This window comes from Neisseria musculi, assembly GCF_014297595.2.
Taxonomy (GTDB): domain Bacteria; phylum Pseudomonadota; class Gammaproteobacteria; order Burkholderiales; family Neisseriaceae; genus Neisseria; species Neisseria musculi.
This window is the reverse complement of sequence record NZ_CP060414.2, coordinates 1,192,596-1,213,321: the sequence shown is the minus strand read 5'-3', so window position 1 is coordinate 1,213,321 and position 20,726 is coordinate 1,192,596. Positions and strand designations below refer to the sequence as shown.

The 20,726-nt window shown below is 54.1% G+C and carries 18 protein-coding genes and 2 pseudogenes; 3 read left to right on the top strand and 17 right to left on the bottom strand.

The genetic code is table 11. The features are described 5' to 3' along the window. Positions 1-115: 115 nt before the first annotated feature. Positions 116-760, bottom strand: a pseudogene (locus tag H7A79_RS06425) (IS1595 family transposase). Positions 761-1,912: 1,152 nt separating this feature from the next. On the opposite strand from H7A79_RS06425, the pseudogene H7A79_RS06420 reads away from it, so the two are divergent. Next, positions 1,913-2,904 (top strand): annotated as a pseudogene (locus H7A79_RS06420) (sulfate ABC transporter substrate-binding protein). 418 nt (positions 2,905-3,322) lie between these two features. Here the strand turns inward: H7A79_RS06420 and H7A79_RS06415 are convergent. The 4 genes from H7A79_RS06415 to rlmB all read right to left on the bottom strand — a co-directional run bounded on the left by H7A79_RS06415 (position 3,323) and on the right by rlmB (position 6,017). Continuing rightward, positions 3,323-4,291, bottom strand: a complete 969-nt coding sequence (locus H7A79_RS06415; RefSeq protein ID WP_135034547.1) for an SPFH domain-containing protein — start codon at positions 4,289-4,291, stop codon at positions 3,323-3,325. A gap of 25 nt (positions 4,292-4,316) precedes the next feature. Beyond that, positions 4,317-4,733 (bottom strand): NfeD family protein, encoded by a 417-nt coding sequence (locus tag H7A79_RS06410; RefSeq protein ID WP_187001427.1) that lies wholly within the window; start codon positions 4,731-4,733, stop codon positions 4,317-4,319. A gap of 114 nt (positions 4,734-4,847) precedes the next feature. Next, on the bottom strand, positions 4,848-5,258 hold the full coding sequence (locus H7A79_RS06405) for a hypothetical protein (RefSeq protein WP_187001426.1): 411 nt from the start codon (positions 5,256-5,258) through the stop codon (positions 4,848-4,850). A gap of 12 nt (positions 5,259-5,270) precedes the next feature. After that, the gene (gene rlmB / locus H7A79_RS06400; protein ID WP_187001425.1) at positions 5,271-6,017 is read right to left on the bottom strand and encodes a 23S rRNA (guanosine(2251)-2'-O)-methyltransferase RlmB; all 747 of its coding nucleotides are present in this window, start codon (positions 6,015-6,017) and stop codon (positions 5,271-5,273) included. Between the two features lie 470 nt (positions 6,018-6,487). Here rlmB and H7A79_RS06395 point away from each other — a divergent pair, with 470 nt between their 5' ends. Further along, the gene (locus H7A79_RS06395; protein ID WP_187001643.1) at positions 6,488-7,726 is read left to right on the top strand and encodes a multifunctional CCA addition/repair protein; all 1,239 of its coding nucleotides are present in this window, start codon (positions 6,488-6,490) and stop codon (positions 7,724-7,726) included. Positions 7,727-8,211: 485 nt separating this feature from the next. On the opposite strand, the gene H7A79_RS06390 is transcribed toward H7A79_RS06395, so the two are convergent. The 8 genes from H7A79_RS06390 to rluD form a co-directional block, all read right to left on the bottom strand. Further along, positions 8,212-8,694, bottom strand: coding sequence for a GNAT family N-acetyltransferase (locus tag H7A79_RS06390; RefSeq protein ID WP_135034550.1), 483 nt, complete (start codon positions 8,692-8,694; stop codon positions 8,212-8,214). Between the two features lie 180 nt (positions 8,695-8,874). Then, positions 8,875-9,480 carry a recombination mediator RecR gene (recR, locus tag H7A79_RS06385; protein ID WP_135034568.1) on the bottom strand — a complete coding sequence of 202 codons (606 nt, stop codon included), beginning with the start codon at positions 9,478-9,480 and terminating at the stop codon, positions 8,875-8,877. A 105-nt stretch (positions 9,481-9,585) separates the two neighbouring features. Further along, the gene (locus H7A79_RS06380) at positions 9,586-10,539 is read right to left on the bottom strand and encodes a nucleoside hydrolase (RefSeq protein ID WP_135034551.1); all 954 of its coding nucleotides are present in this window, start codon (positions 10,537-10,539) and stop codon (positions 9,586-9,588) included. Further along, positions 10,532-11,251 (bottom strand): DUF6973 domain-containing protein, encoded by a 720-nt coding sequence (locus H7A79_RS06375; protein ID WP_353663634.1) that lies wholly within the window; start codon positions 11,249-11,251, stop codon positions 10,532-10,534. Before H7A79_RS06375 ends, H7A79_RS06380 begins: the two co-directional genes overlap by 8 nt. A 118-nt stretch (positions 11,252-11,369) precedes the next feature. Then, positions 11,370-11,870: a Fe-S protein assembly co-chaperone HscB gene (gene hscB, locus H7A79_RS06370; RefSeq protein WP_187001642.1), complete on the bottom strand. Its 501-nt coding sequence runs from the start codon at positions 11,868-11,870 to the stop codon at positions 11,370-11,372. 82 nt (positions 11,871-11,952) lie between these two features. After that, entirely contained in the window at positions 11,953-12,414 is a 462-nt protein-coding gene (nudB, locus tag H7A79_RS06365; protein WP_135034553.1) for a dihydroneopterin triphosphate diphosphatase, read from the bottom strand. Next, the gene (locus H7A79_RS06360) at positions 12,411-12,695 is read right to left on the bottom strand and encodes a hypothetical protein (RefSeq protein ID WP_187001423.1); all 285 of its coding nucleotides are present in this window, start codon (positions 12,693-12,695) and stop codon (positions 12,411-12,413) included. Before H7A79_RS06360 ends, nudB begins: the two co-directional genes overlap by 4 nt. 162 nt (positions 12,696-12,857) lie before the next feature. Further along, entirely contained in the window at positions 12,858-13,973 is a 1,116-nt protein-coding gene (gene rluD / locus H7A79_RS06355) for a 23S rRNA pseudouridine(1911/1915/1917) synthase RluD (protein WP_187001422.1), read from the bottom strand. Between rluD and H7A79_RS06350 the strand changes: the two genes are divergently transcribed. Next, on the top strand, positions 13,972-14,781 hold the full coding sequence (locus tag H7A79_RS06350) for an outer membrane protein assembly factor BamD (RefSeq protein ID WP_187001421.1): 810 nt from the start codon (positions 13,972-13,974) through the stop codon (positions 14,779-14,781). The genes rluD and H7A79_RS06350 overlap by 2 nt on opposite strands. An 87-nt stretch (positions 14,782-14,868) precedes the next feature. Here the strand turns inward: H7A79_RS06350 and H7A79_RS06345 are convergent, their stop codons facing one another. From H7A79_RS06345 to H7A79_RS06330, 4 genes are all read right to left on the bottom strand, one after another. After that, on the bottom strand, positions 14,869-16,077 hold the full coding sequence (locus tag H7A79_RS06345) for an amino acid aminotransferase (protein ID WP_187001420.1): 1,209 nt from the start codon (positions 16,075-16,077) through the stop codon (positions 14,869-14,871). 602 nt (positions 16,078-16,679) lie between these two features. Further along, entirely contained in the window at positions 16,680-17,522 is an 843-nt protein-coding gene (gene htpX, locus H7A79_RS06340) for a protease HtpX (protein ID WP_187001419.1), read from the bottom strand. A 256-nt stretch (positions 17,523-17,778) separates the two neighbouring features. Beyond that, positions 17,779-18,453 (bottom strand): beta-phosphoglucomutase, encoded by a 675-nt coding sequence (gene pgmB / locus H7A79_RS06335; protein WP_187001418.1) that lies wholly within the window; start codon positions 18,451-18,453, stop codon positions 17,779-17,781. A gap of 4 nt (positions 18,454-18,457) precedes the next feature. Beyond that, the gene (locus H7A79_RS06330; RefSeq protein ID WP_187001417.1) at positions 18,458-20,719 is read right to left on the bottom strand and encodes a glycoside hydrolase family 65 protein; all 2,262 of its coding nucleotides are present in this window, start codon (positions 20,717-20,719) and stop codon (positions 18,458-18,460) included. Positions 20,720-20,726 lie beyond the last annotated feature (7 nt).

Below are 20,726 nucleotides of genomic sequence, written 5' to 3'. Positions count from 1 at the left end.
CAGCGATAGCAAAATCAACGCTCAGGCCGTCTGAAAATATTTTCTATTAATATTTTCAGACGGCCTGAGCGCTTCACAAAATTTAAAGGCTCTAGACTAGCAGCTTTATATAAATTTACTTTAAAAGCCCCCAAAGTTGGTGACTCAGTTCATCAGAGTTTCGGTTCCATCGCCATCCGCATTCCTTCAGGTGCAAATCAAAGTTTTTGGTTACGCCGTTGAATTTGGCGGGCCTTCGTTTGGTAAAACTCCGGAAGCTTTCAATACCATTGATGTGCCCGGTACCATCTGCAAACTCATTTTGTCCGTGATTAACGCGCAAATGTTTAGAGTAGCCCGCATCGACCAGGCCGCTGTAACCGCGCCGGCTATCAGAATAAACAACACCCTCCAGAGAGACCTTTCCCAATATAACAGCTTGAAGTGTTTGCTTTTTACAATCAGAAACGATTTCGGTATAAACCCTGCCGTCTCTTTCGAAAATACCAAAGACGGGTTGTTTAAGCGTTCCTCTGCCACGCTTTGACTTGCCATGGAAACCGCGCTACAAATAGCTTTCATCAACCTCTATGCTGCCGTATAACAGGTCTTTTTGCCCGCTTTGGCAGCGGTATATTTCGTGCCTGAACATGCGATACCGGTGGTTGATGGTATTGCGGTTGAAGCCTGTCGGCAAAGCGGTTTTGAGGCTTCTATACCGACACAAAAATGCTTGATAATTTTTTGAGCTGTAGTCACTTAACTTAGTGTTATATTTCATTTTTCTAGGCTAACAGAGCTATTCTGCTAGTCTAGAGCCAAATCAAAAAATAAAACTTTTTTAGAAAAAGGCCAAGCAAAAACACGTTTCCATATCCGCATTCTTGATTCACGGTCAACACGGGGCAGCGAAGCTTTAGCTCAATTGGATAAAGTATTTGGTTACGAGCCAAAGAATCAAGCATTCGGTTGCTCCGGGTACGTCACGGTTTATGTACCCGCATATCGCTTAGCGGTTAGAGCAGCCCTTTCACAGCAGTAACCAAGGTTCAAATCCCCGTGGGCGTGCCGGCTTTGCCAGAATCTCAACTGCCGCTTTCAATGACTGAATTCCATCGGAAAAATTTGTGTAAGCTAACGTGCGTTTTGTCATGATTTTTTATTTTTTCAGTCATACTCTTCCGCTTGTCGCACATGACAAAAAGAATGCAAATATACCTTCAGCCGTGATAAAACGCAGAGACTAGTGGTGATCCCCCATCTACAACCACTGAATTAAGATAAAAGTCCAACGTTGTTACTTTTATCCGTGCGGCTTTGATATAGGCTCAAGGCAGTGATGCTGAAGTCTTTGAATAGATCCTGGATTATCGGGTAGTTCGTTGATGGATAGTATGATTTTGTCGCTGGTGTATACTATCGCATCGGCCTGCAGTCCTTGCTGTGCCCAATCAAACGTGCGGTTGTAACCTGCAAACTGCCAATAAGGTGGTTTGGTGTAGAAGAAGGCATTGGGGGGCTGTCGTAGCGCTTGAAGCATTTTTTCCACAGCTCGCTTTCGATATACCATTAAGTCGTTGCTGTTCGGCTTTCTAGACGGTCTGCGATGTCGGCTGCTTTAAACTTATGCCTGTGGTGGAAGTGTCGAAATACTGGTCGATGGTTTTGCCGCTGAAAGTGGTATGCTGTAAATAAAAGAATCTGACCGCCGGCTGGATGTCAGTTATGTATTCGGTCGGGTTGGATTGCTGGTGGGTAAAGGCTTCGTGACCAGTGAGTTATTCTTTCTTTTTCCGACGGCTTGTATTACAGTTTGCCATGTTTCCATTTTTTATCTCAATCATCATGGTCGCAACCCGTTTGTTCTCTTTCTCTGCTTTGTTTGGCATTGTTTTGGCTTTGTCGGCCTGCTCTCCGGAAACCGAAGGGCAGTATGCTGCATCGGCTGCGGGGGGGGGGGCAAAACGCTGCCGGTAACGGCATCAAGTTGCTGAATGTGTCTTACGATGTGGCGCGTGATTTTTATAAGGAATACAACCCTCTGTTTATCAAAGAATATTAAGCCCGGCATCCGGGCGGGGAAATCAGCGTGCAGCAGTCGCACGGCGGTTCGAGCAAACAGGCTTTGGCAGTGGCCAAAGGTTTGCAGGCTGATGTGGTAACCATGAACCAAACTTCGGATATCGAGCTTTTAGAGAAAAAAGGGCTGGTGAAGGCAGGTTGGCGCAGCCGTTTGCCCGATAATGCCGTGCCGTTTACCAGTACCACGGTTTTTCTTGTGCGCAAAGGCAACCCTAAACAGGTGCGCGATTGGGCGGATTTGGCCAAAGACAATCTGCAAATCGTGATTGCCAACCCGAAAACCACCGGCAACGGCCGTTATGCCTTTCTCGGTGCATTCGGCTATGGGCTGAAAGCCAATACAATAACGGTAACGAAGCCAAAGTCAAAGCCAAAGAGTTTGCTGCCAAGCTGCTGAAAAACGCTCCTGTGTTTGAAAACGGCGGCCGCGCGGCTACAACCACGTTCACACAGCGCAATATCGGCGATGTGCTGATTACCTTTGAAAACGAAGCCAACCATGTGAGCCGTGTGTTGGCGCCCGAGCAGTTTGAAATCGTGTATCCGCGCTATACCATTCTTTCGGAAAGCCCTGTGGCGGTGGTGGACGGCGTGGCGGAGAAAAAAGGCACCCGCGTGGCGGTAGGGGAATACTTGGGCTATTTATGGAGCGTACCGGCGCAGGAGCTGGCGGCCAAACTCTATCTGCGCCCGAGCAATACTGCGGTGTTGGCAAAGCATCAAGCTGATTTTCCCGATATCGAAACGTTTAAGCCCGATGATGTGTTCGGCACTTGGGAGGAAATCATGAAAAAATATTTTGCAGACGGCCGCATGGTCGATCAATTGTCAGCCAACAAATAACGGGCTTGCCGGGTTTATAAGAAAAACAGGCCGTCTGAAACGTTTCAGACGGCCTGTTTTTCTTTATCGCGGATACTTGCCTGCTGCGGTGTTTTGCCCGGGCTTAAGGGTGCGTTTTTTATAGCAGGCTCAATGCAAACTGATGCGGCACAGCCCCGTCTTGTCGGGCAACAGTCCGTAAAATACGCACGAAACGGCGGGGCAGACAGAAGAGCGGCACAAGGTGGACCGGCACGCTCACGGTTGCAGCCGGGCAGCCCTATTTCCGCCGCCCGCAGACTGCCGCGTTTGTTTTTATCGGACACTCCCATCAAACAGAGCCGCCAAAGCGGCAGAGTCGGTTTTGCATTATGGTGCCGCCTGCGGTTTGCTGTCGGAAACATGCTTATCTATGCAGGCGGCTGCGGTCGGCGTATTTTTATTTGGCCGCTGTTTTATTGCCTTCAACGATTTTTAAACCGGCGGCTACCAGGCTGCCGATGTCGGCGATGTTGGCGGGCATAATCAGGGTGTTGTTTTCTTTGGCCAGTTTGCCGAAGGCTTCCACATATTGTTCGGCCACTTTCAGGTTCACGGCTTCGCTGCCGCCGGGATTTTGCAGGGCTTCGGCCACGGCGCGGATGGCATCGGCATTGGCTTCGGCCACCAGCCGCAGGGCTTCGGCTTCGCCTTGTGCGCGGTTGATTTGGGCGATTTTCTGGCCGTTTGATTCGTTGATGGCGGCCTGCATCTCGCCTTCGGACTGTTGGATTTCTGCTTCACGCTGGCCGCTGGCGAGATTAATCTGCTCGATTTTGCGGCCTTCCGACTCGGCGATGCGGGCGCGTTTTTCGCGTTCGGCGGTAATTTGCGCCTGCATGGCGCGCAAAATTTCCTGCGGCGGCACCAAATCTTTGATTTCGTAGCGCAACACTTTCACACCCCACGATACGGCGGCTTCATCGAGCGCGGCCACCACCGTGCTGTTGATTTCGTCCCGCTCTTCAAAGGTGCGGTCGAGCTCCATGCGGCCGATAACCGAGCGCAGCGTGGTTTGCGCCAATTGGGTGATGGCGGAAATATAATTGCTGGAGCCGTATGAAGCGAGTTTGGGGTCGGTTACCTGAAAGTAAATAATGCCGTCCACCGTGAGCTGGGTGTTGTCGCGGGTGATGCACACTTGGCTGGGCACATCGAGCGGGATTTCTTTCAGGGTGTGGCGGTAGGCCACACGGTCGATAAACGGTATCAGAATGTTGAGGCCGGGCGTGAGCACTTTGTGAAAACGCCCCAGCCGCTCGACCACATAGGCTTCCTGCTGCGGCACCACCACAAACGCCTTGAAACCGAACACGATAACGGCGATAAAAAGCAGAATGGGAAAGCTGAGAAAAGGGCTGAAGTCCATGGTTTTTCCTTCGGGTTGAGTGGAGTTAATGCAGGTGAATCAGGAGAACATTGCCGTTTTTGCCGGTGATGACGGCGGTTTGCGGCTGGGAAACGGCCAGCGCGTTGGCGGCCTCGGCCTGCCAAACGGCGCCACGGTAGTGCACTTCATACCTGTTGCCGTGCAGACGGCGGTTGATGTGAACGGTTTGGCCGACATCCAAATCATCGAGCGCGGTTTCGCCGTTGCCGGTTTTGCGGCGGCTTTTCAGCCGGCGGTTTACCCAAACGATGCCGGCTGTAGCCAACACAGCGGCGGTTGTGGTGCTGACGGCGTGATTGTCAAACAGCAAAGCCGCCAAGCCCGCGCCGAACAGTGCGGCGCTGACCACCAGTAGGTAAACCGTGCCGGCAAACAGCTCGAGAATCAGCACCAATGCCGCAGCGATAAGCCAATATATCATGGGTTTGCCCCTTTGTTGTTTCAGTTGAATGAATAATAAAGGCAGCCGGCAGAAATTCAATGTTTGCTGCCTGAGCGGTAAAAGGCCGTCTGAAACGGTTTGGGCCGGGCGTTTTCAGACGGCCTTTCTGTTTAAAGCGGCGGTAATCAGAAAGTCCAGCAGCCAGGCAGTCAATACGCCGTAAATGCCCAAATATAGATGCGGCAAAGGCGGCCGTCCCAGATCCCCAAACGAGTCTGTAAAAGACTGCCCTGATTCAAGGGGGTTAAAGCAAACAGAAAAAACCAAACACAATGCAAACGCGCTGACACCCGACACAGCCATTCTGAACAAACGGCTTCGATGCAATACGGCCGTCTGAATCCAGCCCACGATAAAGGCAGGTATCGAAAACAGCAAAACAGCATACGCCATAATGAACCACACCGGCTCCGGAGCCGCCGATACCGAAACGATAAAAGCGGTTGCCAACGGGGAAAGGGCATACACTAAGGCAATAAGCAGCCTGTTTTTGGCACCAAGCATGATATTTATCCGTTATCCGGCGTTTAACATCCGCTGCCGGCGGGTTTCGCCCAATACCATGCCCGCCGTTACCGACACATTCATGCTTTCCACCGTGCCGAACATCGGCACGGAAACCAGCATGTCGCAATGCTCGCGGGTGAGACGGCGCATACCCGCGCCTTCGCTGCCCATCACCCAAGCGATGCTTTCGGGCAGCTTGGCGTGATACAGGTCGGTTTCGCCCCCCATATCGGTGCCGATTACCCAGATGCCGTATTCCTTCAGCTCGCGCAGGGTGCGGGCGAGATTGGTAACGGTGATATAGGGAACGGTTTCGGCGGCACCGCAGGCCACTTTGCTCACGGTGGCGTTCAGCCCCGCGCTTTTGTCTTTCGGCGCAATCACGGCGTGCACGCCCATGGCATCGGCGGTGCGCAGGCAGGCACCGAGATTGTGCGGGTCGGTGATGCCGTCCAACACCAAGAGCAGTGCCGGCTCGCGCAGGTTTTCCAAAACATCTTCCAAATGAACGTGGTTTTTAGAAGCATCGATAAAGCCGGCCACTCCCTGATGGCGCGCGCCTTTGGCAATGGCCGCCAACCGCGCGGCATCGGCAAAATGCACCGGCACGTTTTCGGCAGCCGCTTTTTCCAGCACTTCGCGCGTGCGCGCATCTTGCCGGCCTTCCTGTATATAAAGCCCGGTGATGCTTTTGGGGTTTTGCCACAAACGGACGTTCAAGGCATGGAAACCGTAGATAAGTCGCTGATTGGCCATAATTCTGCTTCTGCTGAAGATTAGAGACGGCATTATATAGCGGAAAAACTTATTTTTGCACCAGGCAGCAAGCCGCAGACAGTACAAGTACGGAACCGCTTCTGTTGCCGCTTTAGCGGCTTACAGAGTCGTTCTCTTTGAGCTAAGGCGCAGCAACGCCGTGGCAGAAATAAGGTTTCCGCTATACAGGGTTTGCCCGCAGGCCGTCTGAAAAAAGCAGGGTGGGGCGGCTGGCTGCAGGGTATAGATTCCCTTGATTTCCGTTACGGCCTTGTTGGGCCCGAGGTTAAAAAAACGGTTTTGCCAGCCGATTGGAGAGAGTCGGCTCCGCACATTTCGCAGCCTGCTGCTTGATGCAGGAAACAATAAAACAAAAACCGAATCTTCAGACGGCACCCGCCGCACGGCGCGGCAGCGTTGCGGTTTTCTTTTGCGGTACAATCGCGTTTATTTTTTCAGACGGCCTGATTATGCAGATTTACCTTGTCGGCGGCGCAGTCCGCGATGCTTTGCTGGGGCTGCCCGTTACCGACCGTGACTGGGTGGTGGTGGGCGCGGATGCCGAAACCATGACCGGGCACGGCTTCCGGCCGGTGGGCAGGGATTTCCCCGTGTTTCTGCACCCCGAAACCCACGAAGAATACGCGCTGGCGCGCACCGAGCGCAAAACCGCCAAAGGCTACGCGGGCTTTGCCTTTTATGCCGACAAAAGCGTAACGCTCGAGCAGGATTTGCAGCGGCGCGATTTAACCGTCAATGCGATGGCGCAAGATTCAGACGGCCGGATTATCGACCCTTTCGGCGGACGGCAGGATTTGCGCGATAAAATCCTGCGCCATGTTTCGCCCGCCTTCGCCGAAGACCCGGTACGGATTTTGCGCACCGCCCGCTTTGCCGCCCGCTACGGCTTCGAGGTTGCGCCCGAAACCATGACGCTGATGAAACAGATGGTAGAAAACGGCGAGGCCGGCGCGCTGGTGGCCGAACGGGTGTGGCAGGAGTTGGCCAAAGGACTGATGGAGACGCAGCCGCGCCGTATGGTGGAAATTTTGCACGAATGCGGCGTGTTGGAAGTGTTGCTGCCCGAAGTGGACGCGCTGTTCGGCGTGCCGCAGCGCGCCGATTACCACCCCGAAATCGACAGCGGCATCCACACGCTGATGGTGCTGCAGCGCGCTGCTGATATGGGGCTGACCCTGCCCGAGCGTTACGCCGCGCTGCTGCACGATTTGGGCAAGGCGCGTACGCCGGCGCATATTCTGCCCAAACACTACGGCCACGATATTGCCGGTGTAGAACCCGTGCGTGCCGTCAATGCCCACCTCAAAGTGCCGAAGGCCTGCGCCGAACTGGCCGAATTGGTGTGTCGTTGGCACATCATGTTTCACAGCGTGGGCGAGTTGAGGCCGAAAACCGTGTTGGAAACCTTGAAAAAAGCCGATGCGTTCCGCCGCCCGGGGCGTTTTCAGACGGCCTTAAACGTGTGCTTGGCCGATGCGCAAGGCCGTCTGCACCGCGAAAACGAACCCTATCCGCAGCGTGCGCACTGGCTGGCGCTGCTGGCTGCCGCCAACGAAACCGACACCGCCGCCATTGCTGCGGCCTGTGCGGATAATCCGCAGCAAACCGCCCAAGCCATCGATAAGGCGCGGTTGGAAAAAATCACGCCGCTTCAGACGGCCTACCGGCAGGCGTTAAGCTGTGGTTAGGAAAATGCGGCCGCTATCCTGCAGAAAATCCCGCAGAAAATCCCGGCGTTGCTGACATCGTTTATTTTCCCTGATACCCCGTTTGAGGTTTGAGCCATTATTTCCCTTTATTTTCGGCAACGGGCAGAAAGCGGCCGCAGAACTATCTCTGCTGCCGCTTGGTTTGCCGAACCGTTGTCTCGGGATTTGGGTTTGGCAATGCAGTAATGGAAATAACAGGGGTTGGCGGTATTCAAAAATGCCCGAAGGCAGGCCGCGTGGTTTTTTTGGTATGATAAAAAAACATGAAATCGTTGATTTTGTGTGGAAAATAAAGTGGCCGGTATAAAAAGTGCAAATAATGCAAACAGCCCGGTTTTCTCAAGATTGCGCCGGCATTATCTGCGGCCTGCACGGTTGTGCCAAAAGCTGCCGGATTCGGGGAAAACGGCGGCTGAGGGATTATGTATGGTTTTGGTTGGAGAGAACCCAGAGGCGGAAACACCCTAGAGATATTTGCGCATCAATTCGCATTCAACCGTTACCTGGCGGTTGAGCGGCAAAACGGCGGCACCGAGCGATTCGTAGCCGTTGAGCTTATAAAACGCCACTGAATTGAGCGAGGCGTAGAGTTTGATAAAGCTCAGCCCTTCGGCGGCGGCCAGCCCTTCGGCGCGTTGCAGCAGAGCCGTGCCCAGGCCGTGGTTGTGTACGAAGGGGTGGACATAAAGTGCATCAAGCTGCGCTTCTTTGAAATCGAGTTGGAAAAAGCCTTGGATGTGGCCGCGGTATTCCACCACCCATAAGGCTTTGTCGGCATTGCCCATGGTGTCGAGATAGCCCTCGGGGCTGAGCAGCCGGCTCCAGGCTTCAAGCACGCGGTTGTTGTAGCTGCGGGTGCAGGTGTATTGCACGGAATAACGGTGGGCGTTGTAGATATGTTCGCAGTCGTGCGGGGCGGCGGGGCGGAGTATGGTAATCAGGCTCATGGTGTATCTGGCGGCAGGTTTTCAGACGGCCGGTGTTTGCGTTTGGCAGGCCGTCTGAATCAATCAGGCAAAATGTGGGCTTGCGGTTGTGAACATATGGGATTTTTAACGGCAGATAAAGCGGTTTGTGCCGAACGCGGTGTTTTTTTGCGCGAGCGCGATGCAAACTGCCCGAGGCGGCTATTCTTTCAATATTTTGCGTTCGTAAACCGCCTGTGCGAGCGTGCCGGCATCCACATATTCCAACTCGCCGCCGAGAGGGATGCCGCGGGCGAGGCGGCTGATTTTATACGGCAGGTTTTTGAATAATTCCGACAACACATAAGCGGTGGCATCACCTTCGGCGGTGAAATTGGTGGCGATGATGATTTCTTCCACTTCGCTGTTTTGCAGGCGCTGTATCAGCTTGTCCAGTGCAACATGGTTTAAATCCATGCCTTGTGCGGGATTAACTTGCCCCATCAACACGAAATAGAGCCCATCGTGGCAGTTGGCGGTTTCCATGCCGGAAACATCGGCAGGCATATGCACAATCATCAGCCGGTGCGGGTCACGGTCGGGGTCGGCGCATATGCCGCACAACCCGCCTTCGCAAAAGGTGTTGCAGCGGGGACAGTGGTGAACCTGCGCTAAGGCTTGTTGCAGGGCTTCTGCCAGTTCCTGCGCACCGCTGCGGCTGTGCTGCAACAGTTGGTAGGCCATGCGCTGTGCGGATTTGGGGCCGACATTGGGCAGGATTTTCAAGGCATTGATCAGGCGGGTGAAGGCATCGGGCTTTTTGGACATGGTGTCGGCAGGTTTGGATTGGATTTGGAGCCGTCTGAAAAAGTTTTGGGCGGCACAAACTGCGCTGCGCCTGTTTTCAGACGGCCTTCAGTATATGGTTGAAAATCAGGGCAGCTCGTTGATGGAGGCGGCCAATTCCCGAAACAGGCGGTCTGCATCGACTTCGGTGATCCAGCGGGCATTGGCGGGTTTGCCGGTGGTGCCCCACCAGTCCACCACGCAGGCGCCTAAAGTGAGGCTGCTTTGGGTTTCTACATCAACGCGGCAGGGTTTGCCGCTGAAGAGTTCGGGGAAAACGGCGCAGGCAACGGCGCAGGGGTCATGCAGCGGGCCGCCTTCAAGGCCGAATTTTTGGGTGTCGAAGCGTTCGTAGCTTTGCAGGATATCGGCCAAGCGTTTGCCGTTGGCGTTATTCTGTTTGCGCAAAGCATTCATGCGCGGGGTGGTGATGCAGGCTTTGTGGGTAACATCGAGCGGCAAAATGGTGATGGGCACGCCGCTTTCGAGCACAATCTGCGCGGCATGGGGATCTACATAGAAATTGAATTCGGCAGCGGGGGTGATGTTGCCGGCTTCAAAATAATTGCCGCCCATCAATACAATGTTTTTGATGCCGCCCACGATGTCGGGAGCAAGGCTGATGGCCTGCGCGATATTGGTGAGCGGGCCGATGGGGCAGAGTGTGATGCCGTTTTCTTTGGCTTTGCGCAGGGTGTCGATGAGATAGGGAACCGCATGAACGGGTTGCAGCGGGCATTGCGGGTCGTGTAGTTGTGCGCCGTCCAGCCCGGTTTTGCCGTGCACTTCTTCGGCGGTAACCAGCGGCCGCAATAAGGGTTTGCCTGCGCCGGCATAAACTGGAAAATCGGTTGCTCCCGCCCAGTCGCAGATGATTCTGGCGTTGGTGGCGGTGTGGTGCAGGCCTACGTTGCCGGCCACAACGGTGAGTGCTAGGAAATCAATCAGCCCCCGCCTGGCCAGACCGTGTGCCATCAGAATGGCGGCGGCATCGTCTTGGCCGGGGTCGGTGTCGATAATCAGGCGGATTTTTTCACTCATGGGCTGCTCCGTTTGGTAGGTGCTCGGGGGTGCTTTCGCTCAGCGTGTTAATTTGCGGGGGGGGGGGGGTGTCGGCCTGATCTTCGGGTGCAAAGCCGTTTTCATCAAGTGTTTTGATCTGTTCCAACACGGCCTGCTGCTCGGCGCGGCTGATTTTGGTGCGGCTGATGCGCCAAATGCTGCGGCCTTTTTCTGCGGCAGGGCGCGCCGTCCACAAACCCTCTTTTTGATAGTGGTTGATAACAGCGCGAACCAACACTTTCATCTCGGCATCGGGGTTGGCGGCACCTATGGTGCGCCCGATGCGGTTGTTGCGCAAATCAACAGCCTGATCGGCTGCGGCACGGCTGAAATATTGGGTTTTGTTTTCGCGTATGGTGGTGTCGTCTTCGTAGGCGTTGCCGATTTTTTCAGCGATTTCGGTGCCGAAACGGGCGGAGATGGCTGCCTGCCAAAGCGCATGGCGAACGGCATTAACCTGGGTTCCCAAGCCTTCGCTGCCGTTGGCTTCGTTGTCGAGGCCGGTTTTGAGGGCAAAGCGGGCGGCATTGCCGGTAATATTGACGGCATCTTCACCGGGCAGGCCGATAGCCTGCGCCGCTACGGGGTGTTTGGCGGTAAATTTGAGAATTTTGTTGCGGCGGCCCTCATCGCTGTGAATCTGGCAGGCTGTGAGCAGCAATGCGCTAATCAATAGGCTGATCCGTTTCATATTTTTTCTTTTGTCAAAAGGTTAGGTGAGTGAGCAAAGGGTTCGGGTTGCGGTGGATAAAAGTTGCAGTGCTGAATAGATTGTTATCGTGTTTTTATGGGTGGTTTCAGACGGCCTGTCAGGAGGCGGCCTGTATTTCTTGGCGCAGTTTGTCGAGAAAGCGGCTTTGTCGTACTAAGGAGGCGGCCTCATCATAACTTTGCTTTAAAAAAGCGGTGCGCAGGTGCTGTTGCAGATTTAGCTGCCCGGAGGCAATTTCCCCATCCAACTCTGCCAGGACAGCGGAGTTGCTGCAGGCTCGGGCTTCTTCCAAAGTTTCACGCCACTGCATCTGCTGCATTAGAAATTCGGGCGCGAAAGCGGTGTGTTCGGGCGCATCGGCTTCGATTCCGTGTTGCAGCAGCAGGTAGGCGGCGCGTTCGGTGGGATTCTTTAAAACGCGGTAGGCTTCATTTACGGCCGAAGCCATCATAACGGCCTGTTTTTGCTCGAATATGGAAGCGGAAGCATATTTGTCGGGGTGGAACCGGGCGGCCAGCGAACGGTAGGTTTGCTCCAATGCTTCGATGTCGATGTCGAACGCGGGTTCCAATTCAAATAAAGTAAAATATTGTGCCATGAAAACTTTCAATATAATCAAATCCGTTTACAAATGCGTGCGGCTTGATTTACATAACTTAAATTATCCTATAAAACGGATATTAAAACAAATGCTTATGCAGATTTAAAATTGCTGCTCTATTTGAGGGTGAAAAAACCTTTACGGCGGCTTCGGCCTGCGGCAGCCATGCGTAGGCGGTATGCTCGCAGAGGCTGATTTTTATTGGCGTTTGGCGGTTTATTTCGGCGGAGAATATGTGTTCGGTATTGTGTGTAATCCCCGGGGGGTAGCGGTGGCGCCAGTGGGGGTAGATTTCGTATTCGGTGCTTTCGTGCCAATTTTTCAGTTGGCCGTCTGAAAGATAAATTCCTGTTTCTTCTAAAACTTCTCTGATTGCTGCGGCTTGGGGTGTTTCATTTGGCTCCAGGCTGCCGGTTACTGACTGCCAGAAATTTTTACAATCGGCACGCTCAATCAGCAATATGTTACCGTTGCCGTCGTGCAACACTACCAATACGGAAACAGGTATTTTGGGCGGTTTGTCGGTTATGTTGGTTTTCATTGTCGGGCGTTGGCAATAAAGCGTGCCGGCCATGGCGTGAGCACGGGGCTGAGGCCGTCTGAAACAGGCTGGCTTGCACGGCGCGGCTGCAGAATAGGGCGGCAAAGGCACAATGCTGCTGCCGCAAACGGCGCGGCGGCGGTTTGGAGCCGGTTTGTATGGGCGGGGCGGCTTGCAGGCAATTGCAGGATAAATCGATAACGGTCAAACCAATCCGGCGGGAAATGCGGTATCCCGCTGGTTTTTTGAAGCGGCAGGCCGCTGTGGGGCAGATTAAACATGGTTTCGCGCGTGATGTGTGGCAGGGAAGGGCAGGCGGATTATAGCCTAAATCGATGCGGCGGTTAGGGTTGCGCTGCTGCTTTTTTACCGGCATGGAAAGGTTCAGACGGCCTGCGGTTTCGGTGTTCCGGCCGTCTGAAAAGCTGTGGGCACGGTTTTGTTTAACCGTGCAGATACACGGTTTCCACATCGTAATCGTCTTCATTCCAGTCTCCGCCGCTATCGGGTGTTTCCTGCCATGCGGCCTCACGGCTGAGTGGGGAATCCAGCCCGGCTTCCAAGCGCAACACGGATAACAGGCGGTACATATCCTGAGGAATCGGCGCTTCAAACGATACGGTTTCGCCTGTGGCGGGATGCTCGAAACTCAAGCGGTAGGCATGAAGGGCTTGGCGTGCCAAGCCTTTGACGGCTGCTTTGGCGGTGTCGGAGCAGGGATGGCGCAGGTTGCCGTAAACCGGGTCGCCCGCGAGCGGATGGCCGGCTTCGCGCATATGCACGCGGATTTGGTGGGTGCGGCCGGTTTCGAGCGAGCATTCTATATAGCTGTGCGCGGCATAACGCTCCAACACTTTCACATGGGTAACTGCCGGCTTGCCGCCGAATTTCACCACTGCCATTTTCAGGCGGTTGTGCGGGTCGCGGCCGATAAGGGTATCGATTTTTCCGTCAAACGGCACGATGCCGTTGGCTACTGCGCGGTAAATGCGTTTGACCGTGCGCGCCTGCAATTGGCGCACCAAATGGTTTTGCGCGCTCAGGGTTTTGGCTGCTACCATCAGGCCGCTGGTGTCTTTATCCAAACGGTGCACGATGCCGGCGCGAGGAATCTGCGCCAGCCCCGGGCAGTGCGCCAGCAGGCCGTTGAGCAGGGTGCCCGTCCAGTTGCCGGCGGCGGGGTGTACCACCAGGCCTGCGGGTTTGTTTAACACCATCACTGAAGCATCTTCATAGATAATGTCCAAATCCATGGGTTCGGGCGTAAACGCCAGGTTTTCTGCGCTCGGGCGCGCCGTTACCGCGATATATTCGCTGCCTATCATTTTGTCTTTGGGTTGGGCGGTTTTTCCGTTTACCGTTACCGCGCCTTCTTTTATCCATGCGGTCAGGCGGTTGCGCGAGTAATCGGACAGCAGTTTGGCCAATACCGCATCGAGCCGCACCCCAGCCAAATCGAGAGGGACGGTTAAATTAATGCAAGTTTCTGCATCGGGGGCTGCCGAAAACCCTAAATCATCGTTATAATCGGCTTCATTTTCAAAGGAAGAGTTCTGCATGAAAAAAATTCTTTTAGTGGCTGCTTTAGGCTTGGCTTTGGGCGGCTGCGCCGGCACCAAAGGCACCATTGATAAAGATGCCCAAATCACTCAGGATTGGACGGTTGAAAAACTGTATGCCGAGGCTCATGATGAGTTAAACAGCAATAATTATACGCGAGCCATCAAGTTATATGAAATTTTAGAATCACGCTTTCCCAACGGCCGCTACGCCCAGCAGGCGCAGTTAGACACGGCTTATGCCTATTATAAAGACGATGAGCCCGAAAAAGCACTGGCCGCCATCGAACGCTTCCAGCGCAACCACCCCCAGCATCCGAATATGGATTATGCCTTATACCTCAAAGGTTTGGTGCTGTTTAACGAAGACCAGTCGTTTTTAAACAAGCTGGCTTCGCAAGATTGGTCGGACCGCGACCCGAAAGCCAACCGCGAGGCCTATCAGGCATTTGCCGGGTTGGTGGAACGCTATCCCAACAGCAAATACGCGCCCGATGCCACCGAGCGTATGGCGAAGCTGGTGGATGCTTTGGGCGGCAACGAAATCGCCGTGGCCCGCTATTATATGAAGCGTGGTGCCTATTTGGCCGCTGCCAACCGCGCGCAGAAAATTGTCGAACGGTATCAAAATACCCGTTTCGTGGAAGAATCGCTGGCGATTATGGAATCTTCTTACCGCAAAATGAACAAAACGCAATTGGCAGACGATACCCGCCGCATTTTGGCGCAAAACTTTCCCAACAGCCCCTATCTGCAAAAACCGTGGAGCGAAAGCAACAGTATTCCGTGGTGGCGTTATTGGCGTTAAGGTCTGATTGGGGCAACCGGGTTAAAAAGATAATCGAGGCCGTCTGAACATTTTGCTTTCAGACGGCCTCGATATTTTTACCGGCAATCAGGCGGGTTTCCGGCCGGTTAACACGGCGGCAAAGGCATCGGCCACATAATCGGCATTACTTCCGTTGAGCCCTGCCACACACATACGGCCGGAGGCAACCAGATAAACTGCAAATTCGCTTTGCAGGCGCTGCACCTGTTCGGGAGAAAGGCCGGTGTAGCTGAACATTCCGCGTTGGGTGATGAAATAATTGAAATTTTTATCAGGCACTTTCTCAGAAAGCACTTCATACAGTTTTTGCCGCATGGCGCGGATACGGTTGCGCATGGTGCACACCTCGCGCTCCCATTGCGCGAAAAGCTCGGGCGTATTCATCACTTCTGCCGCGATACAGCCGCCGTGTGCGGGCGGGCTGGAATAAATGCGGCGTACGGTAAATTTGAGCTGGCCGAACACCAGGGCGGCTTCTTCGGGGCTGGAACATACCACACTCAGGCCGCCGGCGCGTTCGCCATACAGTGAAAGGTTTTTGGAAAAAGAATTGCCGACCAACAGCGGCAGGCCCATGTCGGCGGCTTTGCGCACAGCATAGGCATCGCTGTCGAAATTTTCGCCGAAGCCCTGATAAGCCATGTCCATAAACGGAATCAGCTTGCGGGTTTGCACGATTTCGAGCAGTGCGTCCCATTGTACGGGGCTTAAATCCACGCCGGTAGGATTGTGGCAGCAGGGGTGTAATACCGGCACGCTGTGTTCGGGCAGTTTCAAGAAAAACGCCAGCATTTCCTCGAATTTTACGCCTCCGGTTTCGGAATCGTAGTAAGGATAAGTGCCGACTTCAAAACCTGCACCCTCGAAAATGCCTTTGTGGTTGTCCCAAGTGGGATCGCTCACATAAACTTTGGCTTCGGGAAACCAGCGGCGCAGAAAATCGGCACCCACTTTAAGCGCACCGGAGCCGCCGAGGGTTTGAATGGTGGCGATACGGTTTTCTTTCAAAGCCGCGCAGTGGGTGCCGAACAGCAGTTTCTGCACCGCGCGGCGGAGGCCGTCCAAGCCCTCCATCGGCAGATAGGGGCGCGGTAGCGCGGCAGCGGTACGCCTTGCCTCGGCGGCACGCACCGAATCCGGCAACGTCAGTTTGCCGTTTTCATCGAAATAAATGCCGATGCCGAGATTCACTTTGTGGCTGCGCGGATCGTTGTGATAAGTTTCGAGCAAACCCAAAATCGGGTCGCCGGGGTAGAAATCGATATGCCGGAACATGGGTTTTCCTGTGTAGGGAGGGTGGCAGATATTTTGGCACAAGAGACAGGGGTTTACAATTTTGTTGCCGCACATTGCTGCATTGGCTGAGGCTTGAGGGTTGGCAGCAAACATGAAGTGGATTGGTGGCTATAGGGGGGCTTGCAGCCTGCAGATTATCCGCTGCATGGCTGATCCGCTTTAAACTCATCACGGCACCGTGTTGTGTGGCACCGTTTTTCTGCCTTCGGCTTCCCGTCTGACACCTATTTTGATTGGCCGGTTATAAAAATACGGTTAATCCGGCCGGTATTCAAACAGGCCGTCTGAAAACCTGTTTTTCAGACGGCCTGCAGCCCCGTGCTGTATTCAATCAAAAATTCAATCAAAAGGGTGTTTGCTTTGATAAACGTTGGCGGAGAAGAAGGGTAATTTGGGGTATTCCGGGCGTGGGGCGGATAAACCTGTTTGAGCCGGATAAATCATCTGTATAGTAAAAAAACCGTGGCTTTTATTGATTGCCGGAACGGGTCATGACAAAGCCCTTAAGTTCCACATCCCATTGAAATTTCAATGTCGGACTTAAGGGCTTGGTTATCATGCCCAAGCGCGGGCGGTTGGGGTTACAGCTGTTTCAAACGGGCGATGCGGTTGTCTAAAGTGGGGTGGGTGCTCATCAAAGAATCGCGCGTGCCGCCTGCGATGCCCATGGCGGTCATTTCTTTGGGCAGGTCGCCGGCATTGCCTTTCAGGCGTTGCAGGGCGGCAATCATTTTGGGAGCGCCCACCAGGCGGGCGGCTCCCGCATCGGCACGGTATTCACGCTGGCGGCTGAACCACATAACGATAAAGTTGGCCAAAAAGCCGAACACGATTTGCAGAACGATGCTCACCAGCATATAAGTGCCTTGCGAGGTTTCGCCGTTGCCGCTGCGTGCCACGATGCCGGAAACCACGCGGGCAAGAAATACCACGAAAGTATTGACTACGCCCTGAATCAGCGTGAGCGTAACCATATCGCCGTTGCCGATGTGCGCCATTTCGTGTGCGAGCACGGCTTCTACTTCGTTGCGGGTCATATGGTCGAGCAGGCCGGTGCTCACGGCTACCAAAGAGTGGTTTTTACTGGCGCCCGTGGCAAAGGCGTTGGGTTCGGGCGAGTGGTAGATGGCTACTTCGGGGGTTTTCAGGTTCCATTGGCGGGCTTGGTTTTCAACGGTTTGCAGCAGCCATGCTTCGGTTTCGTTGTGCGGTTGGGTGATGACTTCGGCACCGACCGAGCGTTTGGCAATGGTTTTCGACATCAACAGCGAAATAATCGAACCGGTAAAGCCGACAACTGCCGAATAAACCAGCAGGCTGCTCATGTCGTTGGAGGCGGCATTCACCCCGAGTATGCTCAGAATGATGCTGATAACGACCAAAACGGCAATGTTGGTCAGCAAAAACAGAAAGATGCGTTTCACAGGTTTTCCTTTGATAGTGCGGTTTGTGTTGTTTTTCGGTTTCGTTCCGAAGAACGCGGTTATTGTCTCAAAAAGCTTTGATGCCGCAAAGATACAATATGGCAAAGGTATGCAAATTTGTGAACGGTTTCAGACGGCCTGACCCGCTGCCATAAAGGTGTTTGTATTTCTGTATGTCAAGGGATGGGCTGCTGTGTACCATGCATAAAGGCCGTCTGAAAACAGTGTTCAGACGGCCTGCGGTATGCAGGCAGGTTTATAATCTGCAGGCGCTATCCCATACCTGTTGCAGATAGTCGAGAGTCAGGCTGCGGGTGTCGGCAACCACGGCAATATCGCTGCCCAAATGTTCGGGGCTGCCCACGCCGACCGGCAGGGCGCCGGCCGCTTTGATGGCCGCGATGCCCGCCGCAGCGTCTTCGATGCCGATACACTCTCCGATGGCCGTGCCCGTGCCTTTGGCCGCGGCCAGAAAAATATCGGGTGCAGGTTTGGACAGGGCGACTTTGGCAGGGTCGGCGATGGCATCGAAGTATGGGGTCAGCGCCATTTTTTCGAGTAGGAAGGGGCCGTTTTTGCTGGCAGAGGCCAAAGCGATTTTTTTGCCGGCAGCCTTCAGGCTCTGCAACAGCACCAGTATGCCCGGATACACATCGGCCGGGGTAATGGCCTGTATCATTTCGACATAGCGGTCGTTTTTCTGCGTGAGAAGTCCGGCGAATCTTTCGGGCGTAAAGGCGTTTTGCAGGCCGCCGTGGGCGAGGATTTTTTTCAGCGAATCTTCGCGGGATACGCCTTTGAGCTGCTCGTTGAAACGGCGGTCGATGGTGATTCCCAGGCTGTCGGCCAGTTTTTTCCAGGCAAGATAGTGATACTCGGCAGTGTCGGTGATGACACCGTCTAAATCGAATAAAACGGCTTTGAAGGTCATTGCTTTATCCTTTCCTGCCCAAAGGGGCGGTGTGGCTGCGTTCGAGCAGCACTTTGCTGCCGTACACTTCGATTTCGATGGGTTCGCCTTTGAGCAGGGTGAGGGTAACGCTGCCGCCGACTTCGACTTTCAACAGGCGGCCGCGGTAGTTGATATGGAAGGCGTAGCCTTTCCATGCGGCCGGCAGGAAGGGGGCGAAGCTGAGCTTGCCGTTCCAAGTTTTCATTTGGGCGAAACCTTGCACGATGGTCAGCCACGAACCGGTCATGGAGGTGATGTGCAGGCCGTCGCCGGTATCGTTGTTATAGTTGTCGAGATCGAGGCGGGCCGTGCGCCCGTACATTTCCACCGCTTTGGCCTCCATGCCGAGTTCGGCGGCCAGAATGGCGTGGACAGACGGGGAAAGCGAACTTTCGTGCACGGTCAGCGGTTCGTAGAATTCGAAATTGCGCCGTTTTTCATCAAGGCTGAAACGGTCGCCGAAGAAATAAATGCCCTGCAAAACATCGGCCTGTTTGATAAACGGCGAACGCAGGATTTTATCCCACGACCATTTTTGGTTGAGCGGCAAATCTTCGGGTTTCAGGTCGGCCGCAGGGCGGATGTCTTTGTCGAGGAAGCCATCGTGCTGTACGAAAACGGCCAGCTCTTCATCGTAGGGGTAATACATATTGGCGATAATGTCCTGCCATTTGGCGGCTTCTGCGGCGGTAACGTTCAAGTCGGGGCGCGGGTGTTTTTCCAGCGCTTTGAGAGTGTAGTCGAGTACCCAAACCGCCAAGGTGTTGGTGTACCAGTTGTTGTTGATGTTGTTTTCGTATTCGTTGGGGCCGGTAACGCCGTGTATCATGTATTTGCCGTTGCGTTTTGAATAATGCACCCGGTCTGCCCAAAAACGCGACACTTCCACCAACACTTCCAAACCTTCTTTAGCAAGGTAGCTTTCGTCTCCGGTGTAGTTGGTGTAGTTGTAGATGGCGTAGGGGATGGCGCCGTTGCGGTGGATTTCTTCAAAAGTGATTTCCCATTCGTTGTGGCATTCGATGCCGGTAAAGGTAACCATGGGATACAGTGCGCCGGCCAAGTCTTGTTCGCGGGCATTGTGCTGCGCCTGAGGCAGTTGGTTGTGGCGGTATTTGAGCAGGTTGCGGGTAACTTCCGGCTCGGCCAGCGATAAATAGAGCGGTACGGCGTAGGCTTCGGTGTCCCAATAGGTGGCACCGCCGTATTTCTCGCCGGTAAAGCCTTTGGGGCCGATGTTCAGGCGCGCGTCTTCACCGTAATAGGTGGAGAATAATTGGAACAGGTTGAAACGGATGCCTTGCTGCGCCTCATCGCTGCCCTCGATAACCACATCGGCGATTTCCCAGCGGTGCAGCCAGCCTTGCTCGTGTGCTTTGAGCAAATCTTCGAACGGAGTGTTGCGGATTTGTGCGGTCAATTTGTCTGCGGCGGCTTCTGCTTCGGCCAGGCCGGCATAATCCCGGCTGGTGGTGACGATTACGCGTTTTTCCAGAGTTTTCACGCCGGTGCCGACTTCCGCTTCAAAGGTGTTGCCCACTTCCCAATCGGTTTTCAGACGGCCTGTTTCGTTAAAGTTGCCGGCAAACGATTGCTGTGCGTTCACGATAAACTGAGGCACGCCGAACGGGTTGGCAACGGTTTGCGCGGCGAGATGCGCGCCGCCGGTTTCTGCCGCGTGGTTGAGCACCTGCCAGAATTGCTCTTCATAGTTGGCGTCTTCATTGCGGACATCGGCATCAATCAGGGCTTGGATTTTCACCTGATGGCTGCCGCCGTCTGCAGAAACTGCTTCCCATTTGATGAATGCCAGCTCTTTTTGCGCCACCGACAAGAATTTGGTAACGGTAAATTTCACGCCGGACACGGTAAACGTGCGGCACAGCACGCCCGTCTGCATATCGAGGCACACAGAAAAATCCCGAACATCGTTTGCTGCCAAATCAACTTCCTGCCCGTCAACAAAAATTCTGGCTTTGAAAAAATTGACGGCGTTGATGGCTTTGCCGAAATATTTCGGATAGCCGTTTTTCCACCAGCCGACACGGGTTTTGTCGGGAAACCATACGCCGGCGATGTAGGTGCCCAAGTGGCTGTCGGCGGAATAACTTTCTTCAAAATTGCCGCGCACGCCCATATAGCCGTTGCCGAGGCTGGTCAGGCTTTCCTGCAGGCGTTTGTGTTCTTTTTCTAAGCGCGAAGACTGGATTTTCCAAGTGTGCACGTCCATGATTCGGGTGTACATAGCGGTT

What these genes read in the sequence shown, in the direction of transcription:
- H7A79_RS06390 (WP_135034550.1), bottom strand. Translation starts at nt 8,694, where the DNA reads ATGAGCCTGATTACCATACTCCGCCCCGCCGCCCCGCACGACTGCGAA.
- pgmB (WP_187001418.1), bottom strand. Translation starts at nt 18,453, where the DNA reads ATGACCTTCAAAGCCGTTTTATTCGATTTAGACGGTGTCATCACCGAC.
- H7A79_RS06410 (WP_187001427.1), bottom strand. Translation starts at nt 4,733, where the DNA reads ATGATATATTGGCTTATCGCTGCGGCATTGGTGCTGATTCTCGAGCTG.
- H7A79_RS06380 (WP_135034551.1), bottom strand. Translation starts at nt 10,539, where the DNA reads ATGAGTGAAAAAATCCGCCTGATTATCGACACCGACCCCGGCCAAGAC.
- rlmB (WP_187001425.1), bottom strand. Translation starts at nt 6,017, where the DNA reads ATGGCCAATCAGCGACTTATCTACGGTTTCCATGCCTTGAACGTCCGT.
- rluD (WP_187001422.1), bottom strand. Translation starts at nt 13,973, where the DNA reads ATGCAGAACTCTTCCTTTGAAAATGAAGCCGATTATAACGATGATTTA.
- nudB (WP_135034553.1), bottom strand. Translation starts at nt 12,414, where the DNA reads ATGAAAACCAACATAACCGACAAACCGCCCAAAATACCTGTTTCCGTA.
- H7A79_RS06375 (WP_353663634.1), bottom strand. Translation starts at nt 11,251, where the DNA reads ATGAAACGGATCAGCCTATTGATTAGCGCATTGCTGCTCACAGCCTGC.
- recR (WP_135034568.1), bottom strand. Translation starts at nt 9,480, where the DNA reads ATGTCCAAAAAGCCCGATGCCTTCACCCGCCTGATCAATGCCTTGAAA.
- hscB (WP_187001642.1), bottom strand. Translation starts at nt 11,870, where the DNA reads ATGGCACAATATTTTACTTTATTTGAATTGGAACCCGCGTTCGACATC.
- H7A79_RS06350 (WP_187001421.1), top strand. Translation starts at nt 13,972, where the DNA reads ATGAAAAAAATTCTTTTAGTGGCTGCTTTAGGCTTGGCTTTGGGCGGC.
- H7A79_RS06330 (WP_187001417.1), bottom strand. Translation starts at nt 20,719, where the DNA reads ATGTACACCCGAATCATGGACGTGCACACTTGGAAAATCCAGTCTTCG.
- H7A79_RS06415 (WP_135034547.1), bottom strand. Translation starts at nt 4,291, where the DNA reads ATGGACTTCAGCCCTTTTCTCAGCTTTCCCATTCTGCTTTTTATCGCC.
- H7A79_RS06360 (WP_187001423.1), bottom strand. Translation starts at nt 12,695, where the DNA reads ATGTTTAATCTGCCCCACAGCGGCCTGCCGCTTCAAAAAACCAGCGGG.
- H7A79_RS06345 (WP_187001420.1), bottom strand. Translation starts at nt 16,077, where the DNA reads ATGTTCCGGCATATCGATTTCTACCCCGGCGACCCGATTTTGGGTTTG.
- H7A79_RS06405 (WP_187001426.1), bottom strand. Translation starts at nt 5,258, where the DNA reads ATGCTTGGTGCCAAAAACAGGCTGCTTATTGCCTTAGTGTATGCCCTT.
- H7A79_RS06395 (WP_187001643.1), top strand. Translation starts at nt 6,488, where the DNA reads ATGCAGATTTACCTTGTCGGCGGCGCAGTCCGCGATGCTTTGCTGGGG.